The sequence below is a fragment of the Ferrimonas balearica genome, from assembly GCF_019802085.1.
Classification (GTDB): Bacteria; Pseudomonadota; Gammaproteobacteria; order Enterobacterales; family Shewanellaceae; genus Ferrimonas; species Ferrimonas balearica_B.
Map to the genome: position 1 here is coordinate 134,265 of NZ_JAHVHV010000002.1, position 25,410 is coordinate 159,674.

Below are 25,410 nucleotides of genomic sequence, written 5' to 3' on the forward strand. Positions count from 1 at the left end.
GCCGTGACATGAAACTAGGCATGGTTATTGATTTGCAAAAGTGCGTCGGCTGCGGCGGCTGTGATCTGGCCTGTAAGACGGAGAACAACACCCCGGACGACATCCATTGGTCTCATCACATCACCGAGACCCAGGGGACCTTCCCCAATGTGCGTTACAGCTACACCCCGACGTTGTGCAACCACTGCGATAACGCCGCCTGCGTCGAGGTGTGCCCCACCGGGGCGATGTACAAGGCGGACAATGGGCTGACCCTGCACCACAGCGAGGACTGCATCGGCTGCCAGCGCTGCGTGAAAGCCTGCCCCTACCAGGCGATCGGCTTTAACCGCACGGTGCCCCACCGTCAGTGGCAGGACGACAGCGAGCTGGTGCCCGGCGGTACGGCCTCGCCCAAGATGGTGCTGGATCGCACCGGGGCCAAGCACTCGCCGCTGGAGAACCCGGAGCGGGGCGACACCTACCCGGTGACCCGCCCCCGACGGACCGTGGAGAAGTGCACCCTGTGCGACCACCGACTCAATGTAGGGCTGTCACCGGCCTGCGTCACCGCCTGCCCCTCCGGAGCGCGGGTGGTGGGGGACCTGGACGATCCTCAGTCCGAGGTATCCAGGCTCATCAAGCTGCACGCCCCGCGTCAGCTCAAGCCGGAGGCGGGCACCAAGCCCAACGTCTACTACATCCGCACCTTCGGGGTCCGGCAGAGCTGATCCCCGGCCACAAAAAAAACCGCGCCTCGGCGCGGTTTTTTATTGGACGGCCCGCCTCAGGTGCGGGGGGTGAGGAAGATCTCCACCCGGCGGTTTTCCGCCCGGCCCGCGTCGGTCTGGTTAGTGGCGATGGGGCGGTCCGGGCCGTAGCCGTGAGTGCTCATGCGGCCCACGCTGACCTGGTGGCGCACCAGCTCGGAAGCGACGGACTCGGCGCGCTCCCGGGACAGGCGCATGTTGAGGTCACGACCGCCGGTGCTGTCGGTGTGGCCGGTGATCATCAGGTTGGTCTGGTCGAACTCGGTCACCACCATGGCCACCCCGGACAGGGCGTTGATGGCCGGCAGCTTCAGCTGGGTGCTGTTGACGTCGAAGGTCAGGCTGTTGGGCATCACCAGCTGGATGTTGTCGCCGTCGCGCTTGACCGACACCCCGGTGCCCGCCAGCTTCTCCCGCAGGGCCGCTTCCTGGCGGTCCATGTAGTGGCCGATGCCGCCGCCCACCGCCGCGCCGGAAGCGGCGCCGATCAGGATCCCCTTGCCCCGGTCGCTCTTGGAGGAGCTGGCGGCGCCGATCAGGGCTCCGCCCACGGCACCGATGATGGCGCCGGAGGTGGCGTTGGAGGTTTTCTGTTCGCCGGTGTAGGGATCGGTGCTGGCGCAGCCGGAGGCCAGCAGGGCGGCCAACAGGGCCGGGATCAAGCGGGTTTGCATTAGGACCACTCCTTAGTACTGAAAACTGGGGTCAAAACGGAATTCGGGACTTCAGTCTGCCAGTTCATTGCCGGCCAGACCATGCCCTATACATTGTTTTACCGAACGGAAAAATAAGGGCGCCCACCGGCGCCCGCTTGGCAGAGGCGAACCTTATTCCTCTTCCTCTTCCGGTTCAAGCATGCCCCAGCCGTCGGTTTTGCCCTTGAAGGGCTTGGCCAGGGCCGCCAACTGGGCCTCGATGGCGCTGATGGCGTCGTACTCGGGCACCATCTCCTGCTGCAGGCGCAGCTCCCACTGGCCGGTCTCCTCCGCCAGGTTGAGGAACAGCCCGGCGCCCTCAAAGGCGGCGGCCACCGCTTCGGCGGCCAGCTGGCCCTGTTTCTCGCTGCCGAAAACCACGTAGAAATCCAGCATGTAGGACTGGGACAGATCGATGCCTTCGCCCTGCATCAGGGAGAGCAGTTCGCCGTTGGCGTCGTTGGGAAAAGCCATGGGGGCTCCTTAAAATTTCAAACTGGGTCGGCGTTTGGGCTTGGTCACCTGGGGTTCGGGCTCGACCTTGGGGGCGGCCCGGTCGCTGGCCTGGATCAGCACCGCTTCCTCACCGAAGATCACGTTGTCGCCGGGCACCAGCTTGCGTCGCTTGCGGGTCTCCACTTCGTGGTTCACCAGCACGTGGCCGTCGGCGATCAGCATCTTGGCTTCACTGCCGGCGCCCACCCAGCCCTGGATCTTGAGCACCTTGAACAGCTCGATAAAGTCGTCGCCGGGGTGCAGCTCGAGGATGTCGGTGGCCATGCCTGCCTCTGGGTATAGGAAAAATCGTCCGACATTATACCGGCTTTGTGGCCCCTTGGCCCAGCAGACCCGCCTTTTCCAGCGTTTGGATCAGCGGCGCCAGCTGGCCTTCGTAGTGGCGCCACAGGTCCCGGGCGTCCCGGTAGAGGGGCTGGCGCACCTGGGCGGCGCTGGCGGTGGTGCTGGCGCTGGGGTTGCGGTTGAAGGCCAGCACCTGTTCGTCCCAGGGCAGGCCGCAGTGGCCCAGCAGGGCGCGCACCGTCTCCTGGGGTTCGTCCACCAGGGCCTCGTAGTCCAGGTGGTGAATTCGCCCGGGGTGGCAGCGGGCCCAGTGGGCCATGAGTTCGTGGTAGCCCTGGTAGTAGCGGCCCAGCTCCGTCAGATCGTAGGAGAAGGGGTAGGCGCGATCGAACCACTGCTTGTAGATGGCGTAGCCGGTGGCCACCGGGTGGCGGCGGACGTGGACGATGCGGGCCTGGGGCAGGGCGCGCAGGATGAGGCCCACGTAGAGGAAGTTGAGGGGCATCTTGTCGACGAACATCGGCGCGGCGGCCGCCTCCGGCGGCAGGCTGGCCAGGTAGGCCTGGCCCAGGGCGGCGAAATCCAGCTGGGCGCTTTGCGCCACCAGTGCCTTGGTGCTCCGCAGGGCGCGCCCCTGTTGCCGGGCCTGCTGGCGGGCCTGGCGGCTCATTAGCTGGGCAAAGTCGTTGAGCTCGCCGGCGCCGTGGCAGCCGGGGTGGGCGTCGAGGATCCGCTCCACCAGGGTGCTGCCGGTGCGGGGCAGGCCGAGGACGAAGATGGGCACCGGGCCGGATGGGGTGGGCCGGGGCTGGGTGTCGGGGCCGAACTGCTCGGCAATGGCGGCCATGATCTCCAGATCCTGTTCCACCTGGTAGGGGATCTGGGCCCGGCGCTGGGCGGCGCCGGTGGCCAGGGACTCGAAGGCGGCGTCGTGGCAGCCCAAGTCCTCCCACTCCTTGGCCAGGGCGTAGTGCAGGGCGGGGCAGGGGCGGTCGCGCTTGGCGATGGTCAGTTGCAGGGTGTCGATGTGGTGTCGGGCTTCGCTCTGGCGGCGCAGGCTGGATCGCAGGTACCAGGCGTCGTCATCCTCCGGGTCCAGGGCGATGGCTGTGTCCAGGGCCTGCTCCGCCCCGTCCAGCTCCCCCAGGTAGCGCAGCACCGTGGCCAGGCTGTAGTGCAGGCCGGCGTCCTCCGGGTAGAGGGAGAGCAGGTGGCGGTACTGGCCGGCGGCGGCCTCGTAGCAGCCCAGCTCGGTCAGCAGCCAGGCCCGGTCGCTGCCAGGACCGCGCTGATCCAAAGTGCCGATGGCCAGGGCGGCTTCCCGCCCCTCCTGGTAGCGGCTCAGCTGGCGCAGGCAGCGCACCATCTGCAAGCCGATGCGGGTGTCCGGGCCCAACCGCGCCGCCCGCTGGGCCAGGGCCAGGGCGTTGTCGCCGTTGCCCAGGGCCAGGGCGATCTCGCTGGCCAGCAGCCAGCCGGGGGCGTACTCCGGGGCCTGCTGGTTGAGGGTGCGGCACAGATCCACCGCGCCGGCCAGGTCGCCCTTCTCCAGTGCGGTGCGCACCAGGTGGGCCACCCCGGCGGGGTTGAAGTCCGGATTGGCCATGGTCACTGTCATCCCTGTTTAACCATTAGGCTATGAATATAAAGAAAAAAGCCGGGTGGGGCCCGGCTTTTTTACTGGGGGGGTGACCTAGAAACGCCAGGTCAGGGCGGCACCGATGGTGCGTGGGAGACTGATGTAATCCTTGGAGCTGTTGCCGAGGAAGCCTTCGCTGGTCTCGGTGCCCATATGGTCTTCAAGCAGGGCGCCGGTGACCCCCTCCTCGTTGAACAGGTTCTTCACGTAAACGGACAGGTCCCAGGTCTCGGCGGAGAATCGGGTCTGCAGGTTCCACAGTGAGAAGCCGTCCAGGGTGCGGTTGAACTTGGGGTTCATGCTCAGGGAGTTCTCCGTCTCCGACTGGTAGTAGCCGCTGACGGTGGTGATCCAGTAGATCCCGCTTTGCATCTCGTGGTTGTAGTCCAGCTGCAGGTTCACCGCGTGCTCCGCCTGACCCGGCAGGCGGCTGCCCTTCTCGGCGTAGAGGTACTCGCCGCCGGTGCCCGGCAGGACGATGAAGTCCTCGGTCAGCTCGGCGTCCACGTAGGCGTAACCGAAGTTGTAGGTGATGGTGTCGGTGAGGTAGCCCCGGGCCTCCAGCTCCAGCCCCTGGGTGCGGGCCGAATCGCCGTTGACCGCGGCGAAGAAGCCCCAGTTGGCGGTGGCGATGTTGAGCTGGGGATCGCTCCAGTCCATGTAGAAGGCGGACAGGGTGTAGCTGTGATCCGCGGTGGCGCCCTTGATCCCCGCCTCGTAGTTGATCACCGAGTCGGAGTCGTACTGCTGGTAGGCGGGATCTTCGGCCAGGAAGCCCTCCAGGGGCACGGCGTTGGCCCCGCCGCGACGGTAGCCTTCGGACACGGTGGCGTAGAGCATGTGGCGGTCGGTCATGTCCCAGGCGACGTTGGCCTTGAACAGCACGTCGTCGTCCTCGGTCTTGAAGTTGGGCTCGCTCTCGAAGCCGGGCCAGACCGGGAAGGCCATGATGGTGTTGTTGGTGAACTCGTTGTCGAACCAGCGGGCGCCGATGGTGGCGCGCAGATCGTCGGTGAAGTGGAAGGTCAGCTCACCGAACAGCGCCATGTCCTTGAAGTTCTGGTCCCGCCGATAGAGGAAGTCCTGGTCCTGGATGTCGGCGCCCCAGCTGATCCACAGATCCGCCTGATCGGTGGCTTCCATCCACTCGGCCCAGCCGGGCATGTAGCTGTTCTGGAAGGCGTGCAGATCCTGGTCCATGTAGTAGGCGCCCACCACCCAGTCGATAAAGGCGTCGGTGGCGTTGGACACCAGGCGCAGCTCCTGGACGAAGGCCTCATCCTCGTAGCCCCGCTCGGCCACCGCCAGGGGGCGGGGGGTGCCGGCGTAGAGGCCGCTGAACCAGGCGTTCTTGGCGTAAAAGCCGGTGTTGTCGCTGATGGCGCTGCCCTTGTGGCTGTAGACGGAGCTGGAGGAGCTCAAGGTGGCGAAGCCCAGGTCCAGGTCCAGCTCCAGGGCGGCCAGATCCACCTCCCGCTCGGAGGGTTCCAGCACCACGGCGCCGTTCTCGTATTCGCCGTAGGGCTGCTCGCTGCCGTCCACCCAGTTGGTGCCGGTGGTGACCTGGCGGCGACCGCCGATGTCGTCCTCCTGGCGCTGGTAGCTCAGCAGGGCGCTGAAACGCTCATTGGGCTCGAACAGCAGCGCCGCACGGCCGTAGGTGATGTCCACGGTGTCGGCGTCCTCGACGAAGCGAAACTCCGGGCCACCGGCGGCGATGTCCCCGCTGACCGCCGTGGGGGCGCCGTTGCCGTCCAGCACGTAGACGTTGGGGTAGTCGACGATGCCGTCGTTATCGATCTTGCCGATGTTGGCGCGGAAGGCGAAGTTCTCCCCCATCGGCAGGTTGATCAGGCCATCGTAGTTGAGGTTGAACCCCTCGGAGCCGTCGGTCTGGCCGAAGTTGGCGCTGACCTGACCGGAGAGCTCCTCCAGCTGGGGCCGGTTCATGATGTAGCGGACGGTGCCCGCCAGGGAGCCGGAGCCGTACAAGGTGCCCTGGGGGCCCCGCAGCACCTCCACCTGGGCGATGTCCTTGATGATGAAGTTGGCGTACAGCGGGGTGTCGTCGATGTAGGTGGCCACCGTGGGCACCGCGGAGAGGGCCACGTCCCCCTGGGTGGCGGAGTCCACGTTCATGCCGCGGATCATGATGCTGTTGACGGTGCCGGAGTTGCGGTAGCCGCGGTCGATGACGGTGATGCCGGCCACGCTGCGCAGCAGATCCACGGAGTCGACGATCTGCTGGGCTTCCAGATCCTCGCCGCTGACGGCGGAGATGTTGTAGGGGATCTCATGGATGGACTGCACCCGACGGGTGGCGGTCACCTCGATGCGCTCGATGTCGCGGGTGCCCGGGGCCTCCTCGGCCATGGCGCCGGTGCCCAGGGTGCTCAGGGTGGCGGCGCTGATGGCCAGCGCCAGTTGGGAGCGCGTGAAGCGCTTCGGAGTGTTTGCCTTAACTGCCATCTGTCGTCCCTCAAGAATGTGGTTCGCTGGGTCCAACCTAAACAGCGCCGCTGGACCGGTGTTAGAGCCAGTGGCTCAGTCGGTATGGTTCCAGTTGCGCCCTTTGGGCTTGGCCAGGGGACCCAGTTGGTCCAGCGCTTCGGAGCGCGCCCCGCTCTGGTAGGGGGGGTAGGCCAGGGGGTGGTCGCGGAAGCTTTTCAGCGGCTGGCCCAGTCCGTGCCAGCCTTGCTCGCGGCAGCGGCGCAGGTAGGCGAGATCCAGCTCCACCAGGATCACCTCGTGGTGGGTGCTGGCCTGGTGCAGCACCTCGCCCCCGGGACCGGCGACGATGGACTGGCCCACCCCCAGCTCGCCGGCGGCGTTGATGTCCACCATGTAGATCTGGTTCATGGTGGCGTTGGCCCGGCTCAGGGCCAGCTCGGCGTCCCGGTCGATGGTGTTGGTCAGGGTGGGGTGCAGCACCACCTCGGCGCCCTGCCAGGCCAGGGTGCGGCACACCTCGGGAAACCACATGTCGTAGCAGATGGCGATGCCGAAACGGGCCACCCCGGGCACCTCGAAGCTGACGCACTCCCGACCGCTGCTGACCCCGGTTTCGTAGGGCAGGAAGGGGAACATCTTGCGATAGCGGGCCACCACCTCGCCGTCGGGATTGATTGCCGGGGCGGTGTTGTAGATCGCCTCGCCGTCCCGCTCGTAGAGGGAGCCCGGCAGCAGCCAGATCCCCAGCTCCGCCGCCAGCTCGCAGTAGCGCTGCTCCGCGGCACCGGGCATGGGCTGGGCAAAGCGCGGGGCGCTGCCAAAGGTGCACAGCTCCGGCAGCAGCACCATGTCCAGGTGGGGGAACCGCTTCTTGGCCAGGATCACCTGCTGGCGGATGGTGGCGAAGTTGTCCTGATGATTGCCGAGGGCCAACTGCAACCCGGCAACGGTGAATGTACTCATAGGCTCGCTCCCTGAGATCCCGCCCCGAGTGCTGGGGCGACAGGGTTCACCCTAGGCAAGGCCACTGGCCCGCTGTAGTACCAGATCCCAACAGGACACTGGGCCAGTTCAGCCCAGGCGGCTGAAGAACGCCGAGTCCACCAGGTTGCCGTCGCGAAACCAGAGGATGCGGTTGTGGTCCAGCACCACCTCGAAGCCCGCCACCTCGCCGTAGGACCAGGACTGCCACTGGCGGTACCAGCGGTCCCCCTCCAGCCACCACTGGCCGGTGTCGCTGCGCTCGTCCCGCCGCCCCTCCCAGCCCTCCATGGTGCCGTCGGGGTAGAGGCGGATGCGGTAGGGATCGCCGAACACGGTGCGGCCGAGAAACTCGCAGTTGGCCAGGTGCTCCTTGAGGGTGTGGGCGTCCAGCTTCTGGCCGGTGCTTTGGTCCAGTTGCTGGCGGGGGGCGTCGGACAGCGCCCAGAACAGCGTCGCCAGCTCGGCAATGCCGGGACGGATCTGCTCGGTGGGGATGCTGGAGACCCCCAGTCGCAGGGCGTTCTGCGGGGTGCGGGGATCGCCGAAGAAGCGCTGCACCGGCTCCATCAGGATCCCCCGTTTGGCCGCCTCGTCCGCCAGCTCCTGGCTGCCCAGCTCCGCCGGACCCTGGATCCAGCAGCTGCTGCCGCCGACGGTGCGGGAGGTGACCACCGCGGTGGGCAGGTAGTGGTTGAGGGCTTCGCGCAGCTCGGTCCAGCGCTCCGACAGCTCGGCGTTGAGCTTGCGCATCATGGTGTCGTAGTGGCCCAGGGAGAGGAACAGCCCCAGGGTGCGCTGGTTGTTGGTGGGCGGGTGGCGCAAAATCTGGCTGCGCAGGGCCCGGGCCCGGGCGATGAGCGGCGCCGGCCCCACCAGGTAGCCCAGCCGCAGCCCCGGGGCCAGCACCTTGGAGAAGCTGGAGAAGTAGAGCACCCGGCCGCTGCCGTCGAGGCTTTTCAGCGCTGGGTGGGGGTTGCTGACGAAGTTGCTCTCCGACTCGTAGTCGTCCTCGATGATGAGGAAATCCTCCGCCTCCGCCTGGGCCAGCAGCGCCTGGCGCCGCTCCATCGACAGGGTGACGGCGGTGGGCACCTGGTGGCTGGGGGTGACGTACACCAGGTCCGCCCCCCGGGGGATGCTGTCCACCTCGATCCCCTTCTGATCCACCTCCACCAGGGCCAGCTTGCTGCCCATCAGCTGCACCAGCTGGCGCATGCCGGGAAAGCCCGGCTCCTCCATGGCCACCAGGGTGGACTCGTCCGCCAGCAGGCGCATCAGCAGGTAGAGCGCCTGCTGGGAGCCGACGGTGATCAGGATCTCCTCCGGGTTGGCCTGGATCCCCCTTCGGGGCAGCACCTTGGTGCGGATCTCCTCCACCAGTAGGGGGTCGTCCCGGTTGGCGCCGTCGCTGGCCCAATCGTGGATGGCGTCCACCCCAAGGCTCAGTCGGGAGCACTCCCGCCAGGGGTTGGTGGGAAACAATGAGGGATCAAACTGGCCGTCGATAAAGGGGTAGGGGTACTTGTGCCAGTTGTCCGGGTAGCTGCGGGCCAGGGGCTGGGGCGGGGTGCGCTTGAGATAGCGGCCCCAGTCCAGCTGATGTTGATCCTGGCGCGGCGGCGCGGCCACCGTGGCCGGCGCCGGGGCGTCACAGACGAAAAAGCCGCTGCGCTCCCTGCTCTCCAGGTAGCCCTCGTCCACCAGGGCGGCGAACACGTGCACCACGGTGTTGCGCGCCACGTCCAGCTGGTCCGCCAGCTTGCGGGAGGAGGGCATGCGGCTGCCCGGCGGGTAGAACCCATTGCCGATGGCGGTGATCAGCTTCTGCTTGATCTGCTGCTGAAGGCTGAGGCCGCCCTCGCTGTCCAACTGGAACAGGTGATTCTGCATAGCGCACCAGGATGTCGTTATTGTTGTGCGATTGTTAACCTATCGGCTTTTTTCTACTCCGGCAACGTCGTTGATTTTTATGGAAAAGGCGGCAAAAGTGCAGGCATCCATCCCAGGCAGCCCGGCCAGCACAGCGCCCGGCCAAGCCCCGCTTTGGCCGCAGTTTAAACGCCTGTATGAGCTTCAGCTGGCGGCTTCGTTTTCGCCACTGACCCGCCCTTCGAGCAGCATCTCCTTGAGCAGCGCCGCCTTCTGCTTCTCCCGGGCGCCCGCCTTGCACACCAGCGACAGCTGCACCGGGTAGCCCCAGCGCTTGGGCTGCAGCAATCGCATGCGACCGTCCGCCAGGTAGGGGGCCAGGTAGGCCTTGGGGAAGAAACCCAGGTAGACCCCGGAGAGCACCAGCGCCGTGCGGGTTTCGTAGTGGTAGGCCCGGGCAGTCAGGTGCATCTTGCGCAGCGCCTTGCGGCCCGCCTCGTTGAGTTCCACCCCCGGGTGCACCGTGGCCGAGGCGTGGATCTCGCCCTCCTCGATGGCCTCATCGGGGCGTTCGTACAGGGGGTGGCCCCGGCCACAGGCCAGGTACATCCGCTCCTGGTAGAGGGGGTAGTAGACCAGGCCGTCGATGTTGCGGTAGTGGGGCAGCACCCCGACGTGGGCCTGCTCGTTGAGCACCGCCTGCTCGATCTCCGGGATGGTGGCGGATTGCAGGGCAAACTGCAGCTGGGGCTCGCGGCGGGCCAGCTCGGCGATGGTGCCGGGCAGGTTCAACTGGGGGGCCAGGGCCAGTTCGTCGGAGCACCAGAGCACCAGATCCCCCCGCAGGGTCTGGTCCAGATCGTGGATCTGGTGGCTGAAGTGGTCCAGCGCCGCCAGCAGCTCCAGGGTGGCCTGGTAGGTCTTCTGCCCCTGCTCGGTGAGCATAAAGCCGCGCCGGCCCCGCTGGCAGAGCACCAGCCCCAGGCGCTGCTCCAGGTTCTTGATGTGGATGCTGATGGTGGAGCGGGTCAGGTTGAGGCTCGACTCCGCCGCGGCAAAGCCGCCGCATTCCGCCACGGTGCGGAAGATCCGCAGCAGCTTGATGTCGTAGTCGCTGGTGGGGCGGGGCAGGGAGGGGGCGCGGTACATAGTTTTAATTTACTCAAACAAACTGTTTAAAGTTTTATCTTTACCCGGGTTGGGCGGCGGATTCAAATGGGAACCCTCATAGCGTCATCATCACGGAGCGACCCATGCAAGGGATCTTGGATAAGCAACTGATCCGCAAGACCTCATTCATCAATGGCCAGTGGCAGGATGCCGCCGACACCTTCGAGGTGCGCAACCCCGCCAACGGCCAGCTGCTGGCCGAGGTGGGCAACGCCGGCGCCGATGAGGCCACCGCGGCGGTGGAAGCGGCCTACCAGGCGCAAAAAGCCTGGGCGGCCACCCCGGCGGCCCAGCGCGCGGCGCTGCTGATGGCCTGGCACGACGCCATGCTGGCCCACCAGGAGGACCTGGCCCGGCTGCTGACCTTGGAGCAGGGCAAGCCGCTGGCGGAGGCCAAGGGGGAGATCGCCTACGGCGCCAGCTACGTGAAGTGGTTCGCCGAGGAGGCGGTGCGGGTCTACGGCGACACCATCCCGGCCCCCTCCGCCGACAAGCGGGTGCTGGTGGTCAAACAGCCTGTGGGCGTGGTGGGCTCCATCACCCCCTGGAATTTTCCCAACGCCATGATGGTGCGCAAGGCCGCGCCGGCCCTGGCCGCCGGCTGCGCCTTTGTCGCCAAACCGGCGGCGGAAACCCCGCTGTCCGCCCTGGCGGTAGCGGAGCTGGCCCAACGGGTGGGGCTGCCCGCCGGCCTGTTCAATGTGGTGGTGGGCACCGACGCCCCGGCCATCGGCAAGGTGCTGACCCAGCACCCCCACATCCGCAAGTTCTCCTTCACCGGCTCCACCGCCACCGGCAAGCGCCTGCTGGCCCAGTGCGCCGAGGGGGTCAAGCGCACCTCCATGGAGCTGGGGGGCAACGCGCCCTTTATCGTCTTCGACGACGCCGATCTGGACGCGGCCATCACCGGGCTGCTGGCGGCCAAGTTCCGCAACGCCGGCCAGACCTGCGTCTGCAGCAACCGCATCTTCGTGCACAGCAAGGTGTACGACGCCTTCGCCGACAAGCTGGTGAGCGCCGTGGCGGGGCTGGGGATCGGCGATGGCCTGGCCGAGGGCACCCAAATCGGCCCGCTCATCAGCCAGGGGGCGGTGGACAAGGTGGCCGAGCTGGTGAACCAGTCCCTGGCCCAGGGCGCCCAGTGCCGCGGCAGCGCGCCGGTGCCCACCGAGGGCCACTACTACCCGCCGACGGTGCTGACCGGGGTCAGCAACGCCATGGCGGTGTCCCGCAACGAGATCTTCGGCCCGGTGGCGCCGCTCATCCCCTTCGACGACGAATCCGACGTCATCGCCCAGGCCAACGACAGCGAGTACGGTCTGGCCGCCTACCTCTACAGCCGCGACATCGGCCGGGTGTTCCGGGTCAGCGAAGCGCTGGAGTACGGCATGGTGGCGGTGAACGAGGGGATCCTCTCCAACGCCGCGGCCCCCTTCGGTGGGGTCAAGGCCTCCGGCCACGGCCGTGAGGGCTCCAGGTACGGCCTGGACGACTACCTCGACATCAAATACCTCTGCCTCGGTGGCATGGACAAGTAAGGAGTACAAGATGAACAACGCCGAACTTCAGGCCCGCAAGGAGCAGGCTTTTGCCCGGGGCATGGGCAACCTCTACCCCTTCTACGTGGCCAAGGCGGAGAACGCCGAGATCTGGGACGTGGAGGGCAACCGCTACGTGGATTTCGCCGCCGGCATCGCGGTGACTAACACCGGCCACATGCACCCCAAGGTGAAGGCGGCGGTGGCGGCCCAGCTGGACGCCTTCAGCCACACCTGCGCCATGGTGACCCCCTATGCCTCCATGGTGACCCTGGCGGAGAGCCTCAACCGTCTGGCCCCCGGCAACAGCCCCAAGCGCTCCATCCTGGTGACCACTGGTGCCGAAGCGGTGGAGAACGCGGTGAAGATCGCCCGCGCCCACACCGGGCGCCCCGGGGTGATCGCCTTTCAGGGGGGCTTCCACGGCCGCACCAACCTGACCATGGGACTGACCGGTAAGATCGCCCCCTATAAAGCGGGGTTCGGCCCCTTTCCCGGCGAGATCTACCATCTTCCCTTCCCCATCGCCTACCACGGCCGCAGTGAAGAGGCCTGCCTGGAAGCGCTCAACCAGCTGTTCCACTGCGACATCGAGCCGGGCCGGGTAGCGGCCATCGTCATCGAGCCGGTGCAGGGGGAGGGGGGCTTCTACCCGGCCCCGGCCAGCTTTATGCAGGCCCTGCGCCGGGTGTGCGACGAGCATGGCATCGTGCTGATCTGCGACGAGATCCAGACCGGTTTTGCCCGCACCGGCAAGCTGTTTGCCACCGAGTACGCCGGCATCGAGCCGGATCTCATCACCCTGGCCAAGGGGCTGGCGGGGGGCTTCCCCCTGGCGGCGGTGACCGGCAAGGCGGCGATCATGGACGCCGCCAACCCCGGCGGCCTGGGGGGCACCTACGCCGCCTCACCGCTGGGCTGCGTGGCCGCCAACGCCGTACTGGAGGTGATTGAGCAGGAGCAGCTGTGCCACAAGGCGCTGGCCATTGGCGAGTACCTGGAGGGCCGGCTGAACCGCCTCAAGGCCCGTTACCCCCAGTGGGTGGGGGAGATCCGCATCACCGGCGCCATGGTGGCCATGGAGCTGGTGCAGGAGGGGGACGCCAACCGCCCCAACCCGGAGCTGACCAAGGCCGTCATCGCCAAGGCCCAGGAGCACGGCCTTATCCTGCTCAGCTGCGGGGTGCGGGCCAACGTCATCCGCATCCTGGCGCCGCTGACCATCCCCCAGGCCCAGCTGGGCGAAGGGGCGGACAAGCTGGAGGCGATCTTCGCCGAACTGGGCTGATAACAGGCTCGATTGAGCAGAAAGAGGGAGGTTTCGGCCTCCCTTTTTATTGGTGAATCACAGCGTCAGGCTGTAGCTGACAAAGCCCTGGTTGCTGCGCCGGTAGCCCAGCTTCTCGTAGAGTCGCTGGGCGCCATGGTTGTCGATGGCGGTGAGCAAGTCCAGTCTGGCGGCCCCCACTTCCCGGGCACAGTCGGTGGCCCGGTGCATCAGCGCCTCGGCCACCCCCTGGCCCCGGTGCTCGGCGGCCACGTAGAGATCGTAGAGGATGAGGATCTTCACCATCTCCACCGAGCAGAACGAGGGGTAGAGCTGGACAAAGCCCGCCGCCACGCCCTCCCGACGGGCCAGGAACACCCGCGATTCCCCCCGGGCCAGGCGCTCGGCCAGGAAGGTCCCGGCCCCGGCCTCATCCGGCGGGCAATCGTAGAACTGGCGATAGGCGTCGAACAGCCGGGCCAGCTCCGGCAGGTCGGCTTCGGTGGCAGGGTAAAGGTGCATGGGCGCTCCTTGTGGGATCACTGGAATCCTCACTATGAAAGGGAAAGCCATGCCAATCAAACCCTTACTGGTAATGGTTCGCCGAGTCAGTCCAGGGGGATGATCCACTTAGGTTGGGGTGCAGTACCAAGCAGGTTGGGTTCGGGTGCGTCGCCGAGGGTGGGCCGCGCCCCTGAGTCCCACAACTTTGGCCATCACCTGCGAGGCAAGCCCATGAACCCTTACCCCAGAACCTTCTCCCACATCGGGATCTCCGTGCCGGATCTCGACGCCGCCGTGAAATTCTACAGTGAAGTGCTCGGCTGGTACGTCATCATGCAGCCCACCACCATCACCGAGGACGACTCCGCCATCGGCCAGATGTGCACCGACGTGTTCGGCCCCGGCTGGGAACGCTTTCGCATCGCCCACATGTCCACCGGCGACCGAGTCGGCGTGGAGTTGTTCCAGTTTAAGAACCAGACCAACCCCGAGGACAACTTCGAGTACTGGAAAACCGGGGTGTTCCACTTCTGCGTGCAGGACCCGGACGTCGAGGGACTGGCGGAGAAAATCGTCGCGGCGGGGGGCAAGAAACGAATGCCGGCCCCGCGCTACTACTACCCGGGGGAGAAGCCCTACCGGATGATCTACATGGAAGACCCCTTCGGCAACATCCTGGAGATCTACTCCCACAGTTACGAGTTGCACTACTCCAGCGGGGCTTATTCCTAAGCGCCCCGACAACCCTCACACCCTAGAGGGCCAGTGGTTGAACTTTGGCCACCGGTCGCTATAGTGCGCCCTTCGGCAGGCTCCCCTGTCGGGGTGCCGTAGCACTGTTGCTGCCGTGCTCCACCGGGCCAGACGCCTCGCGTTGCGCCCGGCTATAGGTATGCCATGAAGATAGAGAACGCCCTTCCCGAACACTACGCCGAGATGCTGGCGGTCTGGGAAGACTCCGTCAGGGCAACCCATGACTTCATCAGTGAAGCGGACATCGCGTTTTTCAAACCCGTCATTCTTGAGCATGGGTTTCCCAACGTGACCCTGAAGATCGCGTTAAGCGACCAGGGCCGGATCCTGGGCTTTATCGGCACCGCCGAACAGCGCATCGAGATGCTGTTTGTGTTGAATGCCGCCCGGGGCCAGGGCATTGGAAAACGCCTGCTGCAGCTGGCGATGAAGCAGCTCGGCGCCACTCAAGTGGACGTCAATGAGCAAAATCCCCAGGCCGTTGGGTTCTACCAGCGAATGGGGTTTAAGGTGGTGTCCCGTTCGCCCACCGATAGCATGGGTAAACCCTTTCCCATCCTGCACCTGAGCTTGTAATAAGCCACTGAGAGTCCCTCTCAGCCCAAGACAGAAGTCGCGCCGAAGGCCAATAACCTTCGGCGCTTCCGTATCTGTACCCCCAATCAAATGAATAGATTTCTCCCACTCATTTCTACCAGTTGGCTCAATAGTGCCTGATTTGGCAGGCAGTTCGGCCATTCGGGTCTAGGGTTCTAAAAGAGCCATATGGCTCGCGCTGATACACGGATGTATTGGCCGCAATCGACAAAGGGACTTGTTATGAGAACTCTCCTATTGGCCGTGCTCTTCTCGGCCTCGACGGCGTTGTGGGCGCAGCCCTTCGACGCCTTTCCCGAATGGGACAACGAAACCCGCTACAAGCGCGGTACTGTCGTTCAGCACCTATCGCACCTTTGGGTTGCCCGTTTGCCCAACGCCGGCCGACCACCCCATGAATACCCATTATGGGCGCGAGCCGAGCTGGTCGATTTGCCTGAATGGCAAGAGCGACGTTGGTACCCACTTGGCGCAACCGTCATATACGAAGGAACCCCCTACCTGGCTCGACAGGTCACCCGCCATCACCCTGACCATCCGGCAGGCACTAAAAAATGGATTCCCTTTGACCACCCCGCGCTGGGGTACGACTTGCCGGTCATCGACGAGACTCAGGCCCAAGCCACCTTGCTAGGGGTGGACAGCAATGACAACGGCATACGCGATGATTATGAAGTTTTCGTCGTCATGAGTTACACCGGAAAAACTCGAGATATGGGATTGCTTGCGGGGCGCTCATATCAGCTCGCCTTAAAAGCGGAGCAGGGCGTTGCCGCTTCATGGCCCGAGTCTGAAGTCGTTGCCATAGTCGACACTTTGGCAAACCTGATCCCATGTAAAAGAGAGCTTCGGCGCCAGGATGGCGAATTTCAGGGGTTTGAGTTTAAGCAGTTCAACACCGTGGACCGCTTTATGGCCCACCGAAGGAGCCAGCAGATACTGTATGACCTGCTGGGAGAAGGGTATCGTCCGACGTTTGATAACCAAGACCCGTGTGGGTATGTCGCCTCAAATAGCGCTTTTCTGAGGGGGCAATATGATTAATTTACTGCAAGCCGCCACTTCATTTTCTCATGTACAGCTCATAATGCTGGTGTCTTCCAGTTTATGGGCGCAGCCCTTCGACGCCTTTCCCGAATGGGACAATGAAAGTCGCTATAAGCGCGGTACTGTCGTCCAGCACCTATCGCACCTTTGGGTTGCCCGTTTGCCAAACGCAGGCCGACCACCGCATGAATACCCGTTATGGGCGCGAGCAAAGTTGGTCGACTTGCCTGAATGGCATGAGCACCGCTGGTATCCAGTCGGGGTAACCGTCATCCATAAAGGTATCCCTTACCTGGCTCGGCAGGCCAATCGGTCTCGTCCTAATCATGCTGACGGTTCTAATAGGTGGATTCCCTTTGACCACCCCGCGCTGGGGTACGACTTGCCGGTCACCGACGAGGCTCAGGCCCAAGCCACATTGCTGGGTGTGGACAGCAATGACAATGGGGTACGTGATGATTACGAAGTCAGAGTCGTCATGCGATTTGCTGGACGTACCCGCGAAGTGGCTTTGGGTGTTGCGGACTCGTTTCATAAAGTGTTGCTTGCCGATGCTGCGACGGCATCGCAGTGGCCGCAATCCGAATCCTACATTCTGATGGGCTCCTTGATTGACTTGATGGACTGCCAGGTAGAGTTACGGCAGGAAGAACCGGAGTTTTCGGGGTTGTTTCACATCTATTTCAACACCCCTGAGCGAATTCGTGTAGACCGGCAAAATCAAGAGGTATTAGGCGAGCGAATCGGCTGGGATACGCAGTTTCCTGTGAGTGACTCCCCTTGTGAGTCAGCGATGCAAGCTGTTCAGCAATAGGAGAAAAATCATGAAATTGGTATCTGTCTTCTTATTCCTGTTGGTTTGGATGGGACCGGGTTATGCAAAGAGCTCTTGTGGTGAAGAAGTGGACTCCCTTCAGCTTATTTACATCAATGGCATGTTCACGGACCTAAGCGGTTTTTGGAGCAATGCTAACGATTTGGATCAACTTCAAAATCAGAAAGTATCGCTATACATTCCCAAGAAGAACTTGGTCATGGGTTACCAGAATCGAGATGAAGGCACCGTTGAACAATTGATTCAGGTATTTCTTCAGAAGTTGGATAGTGCTGGAGAGATGTCATGGGAGGAATTGTTTTGGCGTTTCATCAATGGTGAAGGTATTGGAAGCTTTGAAGCCACGCCTTTTTTCCATTTATGGTCAGAAGCAGTCTCAGAGTATTACCAGTTAGGTACGGATGAAGACTATGCAGGAATGGCTAATGCGCTGTCTTCACACCTGAGGGGGTGTGCTCGCACGATTTTGGTTAGCCACTCTCAAGGAAACTTCTATGGAGACGGCCTTTTCTCCGAAATGGCAGAAGGGTTCGTGTTCGACGCTGACTGGCCTTTGGCGGACTACCCCATGTTAGGGCAAATGGCGATAGCGACACCGTCCTACCGCGTGGGTGGTCATCGTGGGGGTGATTACGCAGACCTACTTGGCAACGTGACTAACGATACGGACCTGGTGATGGCCGGGGTACGTGCCACCGTGGGAGCGCTTCCGGCAACCTTTAGCGCAGAGTTCAACATCCATGATTGGACTGGTCATGGATTCTACGACTCCTATGTCGGACAGCCTGGGCAGTCCGAAGCTATTGCCAATCGCATTGTTGGTATTGCCTATAGCATGGTCCCTTGGCCGATGCATGATCAACATGCAGTAACCTCCTCAGCAATGGACAGTTTTGGGTACTCCAAGATCAACCGCATGCTGGATATTGAGTTTGTCAGTGGTGGGATCTACCGATACTACGATGTGCCTCATAGCATTGTGTCGGGTTTGCATGAGGCGGAATCCAAGGGGCGTTACTTCCATCAAGCGATCCGGGATGTGTTCGAGTACGAACGCTTGAATTAGACCTTCGAGTGATAACGGAAGTTAAGGGCTACCCGTTACCTACTCCCCAACCGCGAACTCATACCGGTGCAGCCCCACGGAGGCTTCCAGCAGCAACCCACCGCGCAATTGGCTGAACACCGCCACCTCGGGGTTGTAGCCGGGGTTGGTGGCGCCGCCGGCGGTGATCAGCGCCGCGTGGGCCTGGCCGGCGAACTCGTTGCTGGCCTGACCCATCGCCTCGAAGGCGGCGTCGGTTTTGAAAAACACTATCTGCCGGTAGCGCTGGCCGCCGACGTTGGCCCCGGCGCTGAACTGCCACATCCGCGCCACGCCCACCGGCGCGTTGTCGCGGTAGACGGTGCCCAGTGCGTAGCCGCCGCCAAAGCCCATGCCCGCCCGCCAGGCGCTGGGGAACACCACCACGATTTTGGCCTCGTCGAAAAACCGGGTCAGTCGGTCGTCGGCCTGAAAGGCGCTGAGGGCGGCCCGGCTGTCGGTCAGGGCGGTGTCGCTGGGGGTCGGGCTTAAGCTGCAGCCGGTCAGGGCCAGCAGCAGAAGCAGGGGGATCAGAGTCTGCATTCCAGGTGTCCTGTCAGTACGTCGGAGCCGCCGGAGACGTTGCCGAGGATGTCGGAGTTGGCGAAGATCCCGGAGCGGTGGACGATGGTGAGGCCGATGTAGCAGTCCTTGCTGCCGAGGTTGCCCAGCAGCAGATTGGTGGGGAAGTCGACGGTGGCTTCGAGGTAGTTGAGGAAGTGGGCGGTCTCACGGCCGCGCTCGGCCTGCTTGACCTGCTCGATGATGGGCACCTGATCAGCGTAGGAGAAGCCAAAGCCGAAGCCGTAGCGGAACCACTCCTGCTCGCTCCAGGGGCTGTAGCCGGTGCCCATCAGCATCACGTAGGCCACGTACTCGAAAAAGTCGTCCTGGTAGTCGTTCTCCAGCCGTCGGTTCAGTGAGAAGCGGCCCCAGGCGTCCAGCGTCTCGCCGTCGTTGAGCAGCCGCCCCACCGTCAGCCCCACCAGGTAGGTTTCCACGTCCTCGCTTTCACGCACGTAGCCCCGGTGCACCTTGTGGAAGGTCTCCTCGGCGGTGTAGCCGCCGTTGATGCGCAGGCTCCACTCGCCGCTGCGCTGCTCCCCCACCTGGCTCTGCTGCAGATCGCCGAAGTAGTAGGTGGCCCCCACCAGGCCGGTAACCAGCTGGTCCCGCTCCACCATGGGGCTGGCCTTGGCCTTGTCCGGCACCGTCTCCCAGGCCAGGTTGGCGTAGAGGTGCCAGCCGGCGCTGAGCTGGTAGCTGGTGTTCACCCCTACGCGCCAGAAGTGGTCACCGCCGTTGACGGCGTACTCCGGGAAGGTGGGGGGCGGCGGCTCGATGGGGGGCAGGGGGATCTCGCTGGGCACCGAGTAGTAGTAATCCAGCAGGTCTTCGGTCTGGTAGAGGTAGCTGACATAGGGGGTGATGCGCCAGCGGGCGGGGCTGAAGGTGTTGAGGTAGGTCACCTCCATCTCGCCCCCCTGGTGGCGGCCGAGCAAGTCCCACAGGGCGCCGAGGCGCAGGTGGCCGTAGTCGGATTTCAAGGTGGCCTCCAGGCCGCCGTCCACCGTCTGGCGACGGGGCTCCAGGCCGATAAAGGCGGGATCGGCGTCCGGCTCCAGGCGGTCGAAGCGGTAGCGGCCAATCAGGTCCAGTTTGAGCCAGTCGTTGCGCACCAGGTGCACCCCGGCGGAGGTGCCGTGGGCGAAGAGGTATTTCCCTTCGTAGAGGTAGAGGGGGATGAGATCGGTGCCGTTGTCGTTGTTGATGCTGGAGACGTTGTCGATCCCCTGGTAGGGGGACTCGCCAAAGCGCAGGCCGAAGCCCAGGCCGACGGTGCCGGGGGGCGCGTCCGCCATGGGGGTTTCCGTCACCAGGGAGGCGGCCATCAGGGCCGGCGTCACCAGCGTCAGCCCCAGCGCTGCCCATCGCATCCTGCCCATATTGGCCCCAAAAAAGTCGGTATCTGGCTGTAATTATGGACAGAATTGCAAAGGTTGCCGGACAAAAAACGGGGCCCGAAGGCCCCGCGGTGTGTCGCCCGACACAGCCGAACTGGGGGTTACTGGCAGTAGGGCCGGATCCGGTTGGACTCGGCGGCCGCCATGGACCACAGGTAGGTGTCGTTGTCGCTGAACACGTAGTAGGCGGTGCCGTTGGGCAGCAGGAGTACGGAGATCCCGCCGTAACCGGACATGAAGGGCACCCAGGTGTCGCTGCTGCAGCCGACTTTGGCCTTCACCTCATGGGCCCAGAAGCCGTTGTTGTACTTGTAGTCCGTCAGGGGGTCCAGGCCGCGGTCGCTGCCGTCGCGCTGCATCGCCGCTTCGAACAGGGCGCTGTCGAACATCGCCTGGCCGCCGATCGTCCCGTCGTCGTCCGCCAGGAACTTGGCCAGCTTGGCCACGTCGTCCTGCAGGAAGGTCAGCCCCCAGCCGGCGAAGGGCTGGGCCTTGGCGTCGTAGGTACGACGGCTGACCTTGGCCGCCGGCGACAGCCCCAGGGGGGCGTAGAGGTCCTGCACCACCAGATCATCAAACAGGTCGGCGCTGCTGCCCTGCTGCTGCTTGAGGTAGGCGTCCATGGCGGTGCCCAGGATGTAGGTGTCCGAGGTGTGGTACACCCACCGGGTGCCGGGCTGGGCCTTGCGGCTGTACTCGGTGCAGCTGTAGGCGATCTTGGAGGCGTGGTCCTCCGGCAGGAAGAGGTCGTTGGTGTGGCTGGCCCCTTCGTCGCTCATGTAGCCGGAGAGGTTGTAGTTGCCGGTGCCCATGTCCAGGTTGTCCTCGAGCCGCACGTCGCCCCAGTTGCCGTCGGCGGCGCAGTCGCTGACGTAGTCGGCGATGGGCTCATCCTTCACCCCGCTGTAGAGCTTCTCCAGGCGCATCAGGGCGGCGCCGGCGAACACCGTCTTGGCGGTGGAGTAGGAGGGCACCGTGATGCGGTGGCAGTAGGGGTGCGGCCCCTGGCGGGTCTGGCAGCCGCCGACGTAGTTGACGCCGTCGATGACGAAGCCGAACAGGGTCATGTAGGCCGGATCCGTCTCCGCTGCCGAGCCGAACTGGCTGGGATCGGCGCCGGGGTGGTCGGTGGCCAGGGCGCTGATGGGCTTGGTGGGCAGGCGGCCGGCCTCCTCGGCCTGGTGATCGGCCTTTAGCGTGCTGGCACCGGCCACGGCCTGGGGGGTGTAGCTGGCGTCCAGCAGGCCCCACATGTCGAACTGGAAGTAGAGGCAGGTTTCCGAGGCGATCTGGTAGCTCACCTTGGAGACGCTGCCGTCGTCCTTGAACAGGAAGCTCATCAGGCCGTTGTGCTGACAGTTGGCGTTTTTCTGGTGCAGGGTGAAGGGCAGCACGGCGCGGCTGTAGCCGTTGTCGCCGTTCTCATCCCACACCCGGCCCGGCTCCAGGATGTACTCCCACTCCGGGTGACTGGCGGGAATGTTGCCCCGCTGGGTGGGCACCAGGTGGCTGCCGGTCTGGACAAACTCGAAGTCGAACTCCGGCAGGTGTTTGCGGGTGGTGTCGCCATTGCCGGTGTAGCGGAAGCTGTCCTTGTGCTCGTCAAAGCTGCCGCCGCTGGCCTCGCCGAACAGCTCCAGCCGTCCCTCGAACTGGTTGCTGGGGTGGGCGGCCTCGGCGGGCAGGGCGTAGCCGTCGGTGGCCACCAAAGCGGCGCTGCCACCGGTGAGGGTGGCGTAGCTCAGCAGGCTGCGACTGACCGCGCCGCTGCCAGAGAGGGGGTCGAAATCGTCCACCACGGAGCCGGGCTCGACGCCGGTGCCGGAGAGGGTCAGGGTCAGCGGGCTGTTGGCGTCATTGGAGGGGATGCTCAGGCTGGCGCTCTGGTAGCCGGTGGCGTTGGGGCTGAACTGGGCGGTCACGGCGCAGTCGGCCCCGGGGGCCAGGGTCTGGCCGGAGCAGGCGTCGCTGGCCAGGGCAAAGGGCGAGGCCAGGGCGGAGAGCGTGCCGAGATTCAGATCCGCGGTGCCGGCGTTACTCAGGGAGAGGGCGCTCTGGGCGCTGTCGCCGAGATCGACGCTTCCCAGGTGAGTGGCGCCGCTGACGCTCAGCTGCGGTTTGGGGGTGACGCCGCCGGCGGTGCCGGTAACGGTGACGTTGTCGCCCCAGCAGTAGTCCCCCAGCAGGTTGCCGGTGCTGCGAAAGCGCAGGCGCAGATCGGCGTTGTCCTCCGCCTCGGTGGGGCTGGCGCTGGCGTTGTGGAAGGTGGCGTCGTCCTGGCCGTCCACCAGGTGCACCAGGGTGGTCCAGTTGCTGCCGCCGTCGGTGGAGAACTCGGCGTAGCAGTTGTCGCCGCTCTCCAGGCCGGTGGCCGCCAGGTGCATGGTGATGGTGACGGCCGAGTGGCCGCTGGCGTCCACGCTGGTGGTGGCCGAGGCGGTCTGTTTCAGGCGCAGGGCGTAGTTGCCGATGGCCTGGGTGCCGCTGGTCTGGGCGTTGCCCACCAGGGTCCAGCCGTTGGCGTCGTGGTCTTCGAAATCGTCGCTAAAGAGGGTGGCGGCCTGGGTGGCGCAGCTGAAGCTGGCGGTTAACAGGGCCACGGAGATCAGTCCTTTCATGGTGTGCTCCATCATGGAATGTTGTCCAGGTGAACCCAGACCCACTCCTTGTGGGGCCCCATCTCCCGAACCTCCCTGTCCGGACCGCGGTGTCGAATGAAATCGGTTCACCTGCCCACCCTAGGTCAGCCAACTGGTTGGGCGTAGCACCAGTTGGCCTGCCCGGATGGGGCCAGATGGGCGTCAGAGGTAGGGGATCAGCGCCGGGGTCAGCACCAGGGCCGACAGGGCGGCGGTGATCATCGCCGGGATGCCGTTGCGCCAGCTGTCGAAGCGCAGATGGCAGAACAGGGCGCCAAGGGAGGTGAGCAGCAATGCGGCGATGCCGGCCACGCCCAGGGGGCGGTCGGGAAACCAGACGGCGAGGGCGCCGAACACCTCGATGGCGCCGACCACGGCCATCAGGCCACGGTTGAGGCCGTAGAGGTGGAAGAACTCGAGCTGGGCGGCGAAGACGGTCTTTTGCCAGCCGGTGAGCTTGATGGAGCCAGCCAGGGCAAAGAACAGGGAGAGCAGGGCTGTGACGGTGAGGATCATAAGGCCTCCGGGCGATTAGGGATTGGCCTGAAGCCTACCCCTGGGCCATCATGAGCAGAAGTGATGTTGGCTCATTAGCAATATGCAGCAAATTGATAATTTGTTGGGGCTGGACCTCAACCTGTTGAAAACCCTTACGATACTTCTGGAGGAGCGCCACGTGGGGCGCGCCGCCAAGCGGCTGCACCTGAGCCAGTCGGCGGTCAGTCATGCCCTGGGCCGGCTGCGACTGGCCCTGGACGATCCCCTGTTTGTGCGCACCGCCCAGGGGCTGGAGCCCACCCCCCGGGCGCTGGCGATGGCGGCCGGGCTGGGCCGGGTGGTGGGGGAGCTCGACGCGCTGATCACCCCCGCCCGGTTTGACCCGGCTCAGCTGAGCGGCGACGTCACCCTGCTGACCCACGATTTCCTGCTCAGCGCCTACCTGGCCCCGGCGCTCAACCAAGTGCAGGCCGAAGCGCCGGGGCTCAATCTGACGGTGGATACCCTGGGGGAGGCGGGGTATGAGCAGCTGGACGATCAGCGGGTGGATCTCATCATCGCCGGCGCCCTGGCGGCCAAACCGCGCTTCTACCAGCAGCGGCTGAGGGAGGAGGCCCTGGTGTGCCTGCTGGATGCGGGCCATCCGGCCCGGGAGGCGTGGGGGAGCGAGGCGCTGTTTCGGTTGCCCCAGGTGCGACTGAGTCTGCTCAGCGAGCGGGACGATCCGCTGCGCCAGTACGCCCGGGTGCACCGGCTGGCGGAGCCGCCTTTGGCGATGCAGGTGGGGAACCTGGGGATGATCCCGCCGCTGCTGGTGGCCAGCGAGAGGGTGGCCCTGGTGCCGGAGTCCTTCGCCCGCCAGGCGGCCCGTCACTGGCCCCTGGCGGTGTTGCCCGCGCCGCTGCCGCTGCCCGCGTTAACCCTGAAGGCGGTGTGGCACGAGCGTCAGCAGCAGAGCCCGGCCCATCGCTGGTTGCGCACCACGTTGGCCCAGGCGGTGATCAGCGGCGATCCAGCCGGCGGGCAGGGGGCAGCATGACGGCGATGCACAGCAGCAGTGCCCCCACTGCCAGGTTGATGAGCAGGGTGTAGTTGCCCTCGCCCACCAGCAGCGCCGCGACCATGGGGCCGGAGGCCAGCCCCATCTTGGAGGCGAAGCCCCCCAGGGCCGCCATCTGGCCGTGGCGGTCGAAGGCGGCGGCCATCCCCAGCAGGTAGGGGATCACAAAGGCCCAGGTCACACCGATCCCCACGTTGGCGAGCCAGAACACCCACTCCCGTTCGCTCAGGTGCAGGCCCCAGGTGCCCACCGCGGTCAGGCCGATGGCCAGCAGCAGCGGCCAGGTGCGACCGAACCGGACGGAGAACAGCACCACCAGGCCGGAGCCCAAGATCCCCACCCAGGCCGCCTGGCCCAGAGTGCGGGAGGTGAACTCGGTGCCCAGCCCCGCGGCCTCGGCCAGGGGCAGGATGTAGGCGTAGAGCCCCATGTTGGCGCCCTGGAACAGGAACAGCGCCGCCAGGGTCAGGGCCAGGGGGCGTTTCTCGATGCCGGCCGCCGAGTCCTGCTCGGCATGGGGCCGGGCCACCGGGTAGTCGTCGAGAAAGGGCACCATCGCCAGGGTCACCAGGGTAAAGGCGATAAGGGAGAGAAAGAGCACCGCGGTGCCGTACTCCGGCACCAGCCGGGGAAGGTACATCACCCCAAGGCCGCCGAGGCCGAACTGCACCAGCAACAGCATGCCGAAAGTCTTGTCCGGATCGCTGGCCCGGGCGATCACCGCAAAGCCGACCCCCACCAGGGCACCGCCCACCACGCCGTGGACAAAGCGCAGGGCCATCAGCGCCATCGGGGTGGTCACCAGGATGGAGAGGGCGTCCAGGGCCAGCAGGGTCAGCAGCATGGCGTAGGCGGCGCGGCGCCAGGCCAGGCGTTTGACCACCAGCACAATGGCAAAGGCCCCCAGGGCCGCGCCGTAGACGTTGAGCGAACCCACCAGGCCGGCGTCCCGCTTGCTGAAGTCCAGCCCGGTGACCAGGCCGTCCACCAGGGCCGGCATGATGTTGACGTAGAAGAGGCCGGCGGTGGCCAGAAACGCCAGCAGCACCCGGGCGACAAGGCCATCGGCGGCCGCCTTGGGGCGTCGGTTGGGCGCGCTGGCCTGGGCGGTGTCCATCTGGGTCATGAGCGCTCCTTGCGCTAAGGGTCTGATCTCACCTTACCCGAAATGGCCTGGCCGGATAGAGCCAGATGGGCAAAAGGGATGGATCCAGCCCCTTGGACTGGCCTTGCTCCTCAAAGGGCCGAAACCCCCGCCGAAAGTGA

Annotated in this window: 22 protein-coding genes and 1 pseudogene; 9 read left to right on the forward strand and 14 right to left on the reverse strand. The window is 65.1% G+C overall.

All coding sequences use genetic code 11. The features are described 5' to 3' along the window. Positions 1 to 8 precede the first annotated feature (8 nt). Complete coding sequence (gene arrB, locus KUV81_RS08795) at positions 9 to 710, forward strand: arsenate respiratory reductase iron-sulfur subunit ArrB (RefSeq protein ID WP_222543496.1); 702 nt, start codon at positions 9 to 11, stop codon at positions 708 to 710. A gap of 56 nt (positions 711 to 766) precedes the next feature. Here arrB and KUV81_RS08800 read toward each other — a convergent pair whose 3' ends face one another. The 8 genes and pseudogenes from KUV81_RS08800 to KUV81_RS08835 all read right to left on the reverse strand — a co-directional run bounded on the left by KUV81_RS08800 (position 767) and on the right by KUV81_RS08835 (position 10,337). Further along, the gene (locus KUV81_RS08800) at positions 767 to 1,423 is read right to left on the reverse strand and encodes an OmpA family protein (protein ID WP_222543497.1); all 657 of its coding nucleotides are present in this window, start codon (positions 1,421 to 1,423) and stop codon (positions 767 to 769) included. Between the two features lie 153 nt (positions 1,424 to 1,576). Further along, on the reverse strand, positions 1,577 to 1,918 hold the full coding sequence (locus KUV81_RS08805) for a ribonuclease E inhibitor RraB (RefSeq protein ID WP_222543498.1): 342 nt from the start codon (positions 1,916 to 1,918) through the stop codon (positions 1,577 to 1,579). Between the two features lie 81 nt (positions 1,919 to 1,999). After that, positions 2,000 to 2,224: pseudogene (locus KUV81_RS08810) on the reverse strand (RNA-binding S4 domain-containing protein); the annotation flags it as partial. 34 nt (positions 2,225 to 2,258) lie between these two features. Beyond that, the gene (locus KUV81_RS08815; protein ID WP_222543500.1) at positions 2,259 to 3,863 is read right to left on the reverse strand and encodes a tetratricopeptide repeat-containing sulfotransferase family protein; all 1,605 of its coding nucleotides are present in this window, start codon (positions 3,861 to 3,863) and stop codon (positions 2,259 to 2,261) included. 75 nt (positions 3,864 to 3,938) lie between these two features. Continuing rightward, a complete protein-coding gene (locus KUV81_RS08820) occupies positions 3,939 to 6,353 on the reverse strand; it encodes a TonB-dependent receptor (RefSeq protein ID WP_222543501.1) in 2,415 nt (804 codons plus the stop codon). Positions 6,354 to 6,428: 75 nt separating this feature from the next. Continuing rightward, entirely contained in the window at positions 6,429 to 7,298 is an 870-nt protein-coding gene (locus tag KUV81_RS08825; protein WP_222543502.1) for a carbon-nitrogen hydrolase family protein, read from the reverse strand. Positions 7,299 to 7,406: 108 nt separating this feature from the next. After that, a complete protein-coding gene (locus tag KUV81_RS08830) occupies positions 7,407 to 9,209 on the reverse strand; it encodes a PLP-dependent aminotransferase family protein (RefSeq protein WP_222543503.1) in 1,803 nt (600 codons plus the stop codon). Between the two features lie 183 nt (positions 9,210 to 9,392). Next, positions 9,393 to 10,337: a LysR family transcriptional regulator gene (locus tag KUV81_RS08835; RefSeq protein ID WP_222543504.1), complete on the reverse strand. Its 945-nt coding sequence runs from the start codon at positions 10,335 to 10,337 to the stop codon at positions 9,393 to 9,395. A 104-nt stretch (positions 10,338 to 10,441) separates the two neighbouring features. Between KUV81_RS08835 and KUV81_RS08840 the strand changes: the two genes are divergently transcribed. Further along, positions 10,442 to 11,896 (forward strand): NAD-dependent succinate-semialdehyde dehydrogenase, encoded by a 1,455-nt coding sequence (locus KUV81_RS08840; RefSeq protein WP_222543505.1) that lies wholly within the window; start codon positions 10,442 to 10,444, stop codon positions 11,894 to 11,896. 10 nt (positions 11,897 to 11,906) lie between these two features. Then, on the forward strand, positions 11,907 to 13,184 hold the full coding sequence (gene gabT / locus KUV81_RS08845) for a 4-aminobutyrate--2-oxoglutarate transaminase (RefSeq protein WP_222543506.1): 1,278 nt from the start codon (positions 11,907 to 11,909) through the stop codon (positions 13,182 to 13,184). Positions 13,185 to 13,241: 57 nt separating this feature from the next. On the opposite strand, the gene KUV81_RS08850 is transcribed toward gabT, so the two are convergent. After that, complete coding sequence (locus KUV81_RS08850; protein WP_222543507.1) at positions 13,242 to 13,685, reverse strand: GNAT family N-acetyltransferase; 444 nt, start codon at positions 13,683 to 13,685, stop codon at positions 13,242 to 13,244. A gap of 213 nt (positions 13,686 to 13,898) precedes the next feature. Here KUV81_RS08850 and KUV81_RS08855 point away from each other — a divergent pair, with 213 nt between their 5' ends. The 5 genes from KUV81_RS08855 (at position 13,899) to KUV81_RS08875 (ending at position 17,965) form a co-directional block, all read left to right on the forward strand. Further along, positions 13,899 to 14,399, forward strand: a complete 501-nt coding sequence (locus KUV81_RS08855) for a lactoylglutathione lyase family protein (protein ID WP_222543508.1) — start codon at positions 13,899 to 13,901, stop codon at positions 14,397 to 14,399. Between the two features lie 165 nt (positions 14,400 to 14,564). Then, positions 14,565 to 14,996, forward strand: coding sequence for a GNAT family N-acetyltransferase (locus tag KUV81_RS08860; protein WP_222543509.1), 432 nt, complete (start codon positions 14,565 to 14,567; stop codon positions 14,994 to 14,996). 243 nt (positions 14,997 to 15,239) lie between these two features. Next, positions 15,240 to 16,061 (forward strand): hypothetical protein, encoded by an 822-nt coding sequence (locus KUV81_RS08865; RefSeq protein ID WP_222543510.1) that lies wholly within the window; start codon positions 15,240 to 15,242, stop codon positions 16,059 to 16,061. Further along, entirely contained in the window at positions 16,054 to 16,878 is an 825-nt protein-coding gene (locus KUV81_RS08870) for a hypothetical protein (protein ID WP_222543511.1), read from the forward strand. Before KUV81_RS08865 ends, KUV81_RS08870 begins: the two co-directional genes overlap by 8 nt. A 10-nt stretch (positions 16,879 to 16,888) precedes the next feature. After that, positions 16,889 to 17,965: a KTSC domain-containing protein gene (locus KUV81_RS08875; RefSeq protein WP_222543512.1), complete on the forward strand. Its 1,077-nt coding sequence runs from the start codon at positions 16,889 to 16,891 to the stop codon at positions 17,963 to 17,965. A gap of 39 nt (positions 17,966 to 18,004) precedes the next feature. Here the strand turns inward: KUV81_RS08875 and KUV81_RS08880 are convergent, their stop codons facing one another. The 4 genes from KUV81_RS08880 to KUV81_RS08895 all read right to left on the reverse strand — a co-directional run bounded on the left by KUV81_RS08880 (position 18,005) and on the right by KUV81_RS08895 (position 23,102). Then, on the reverse strand, positions 18,005 to 18,526 hold the full coding sequence (locus tag KUV81_RS08880) for a hypothetical protein (protein WP_222543513.1): 522 nt from the start codon (positions 18,524 to 18,526) through the stop codon (positions 18,005 to 18,007). After that, on the reverse strand, positions 18,514 to 19,920 hold the full coding sequence (locus KUV81_RS08885; protein WP_222543514.1) for a MipA/OmpV family protein: 1,407 nt from the start codon (positions 19,918 to 19,920) through the stop codon (positions 18,514 to 18,516). Before KUV81_RS08885 ends, KUV81_RS08880 begins: the two co-directional genes overlap by 13 nt. Positions 19,921 to 20,048: 128 nt before the next feature. Next, the gene (locus tag KUV81_RS08890) at positions 20,049 to 22,565 is read right to left on the reverse strand and encodes a choice-of-anchor D domain-containing protein (protein ID WP_222543515.1); all 2,517 of its coding nucleotides are present in this window, start codon (positions 22,563 to 22,565) and stop codon (positions 20,049 to 20,051) included. Between the two features lie 183 nt (positions 22,566 to 22,748). Beyond that, a complete protein-coding gene (locus KUV81_RS08895) occupies positions 22,749 to 23,102 on the reverse strand; it encodes a DoxX family protein (protein ID WP_222543516.1) in 354 nt (117 codons plus the stop codon). Positions 23,103 to 23,226: 124 nt separating this feature from the next. Between KUV81_RS08895 and KUV81_RS08900 the strand changes: the two genes are divergently transcribed. Beyond that, on the forward strand, positions 23,227 to 24,123 hold the full coding sequence (locus KUV81_RS08900) for a LysR family transcriptional regulator (RefSeq protein ID WP_222543517.1): 897 nt from the start codon (positions 23,227 to 23,229) through the stop codon (positions 24,121 to 24,123). Here the strand turns inward: KUV81_RS08900 and KUV81_RS08905 are convergent. After that, on the reverse strand, positions 24,086 to 25,270 hold the full coding sequence (locus tag KUV81_RS08905; protein WP_261389330.1) for an MFS transporter: 1,185 nt from the start codon (positions 25,268 to 25,270) through the stop codon (positions 24,086 to 24,088). The two genes, KUV81_RS08900 and KUV81_RS08905, sit on opposite strands and share 38 nt — an antisense overlap. Between the last annotated feature and the right edge of the window lie 140 nt (positions 25,271 to 25,410).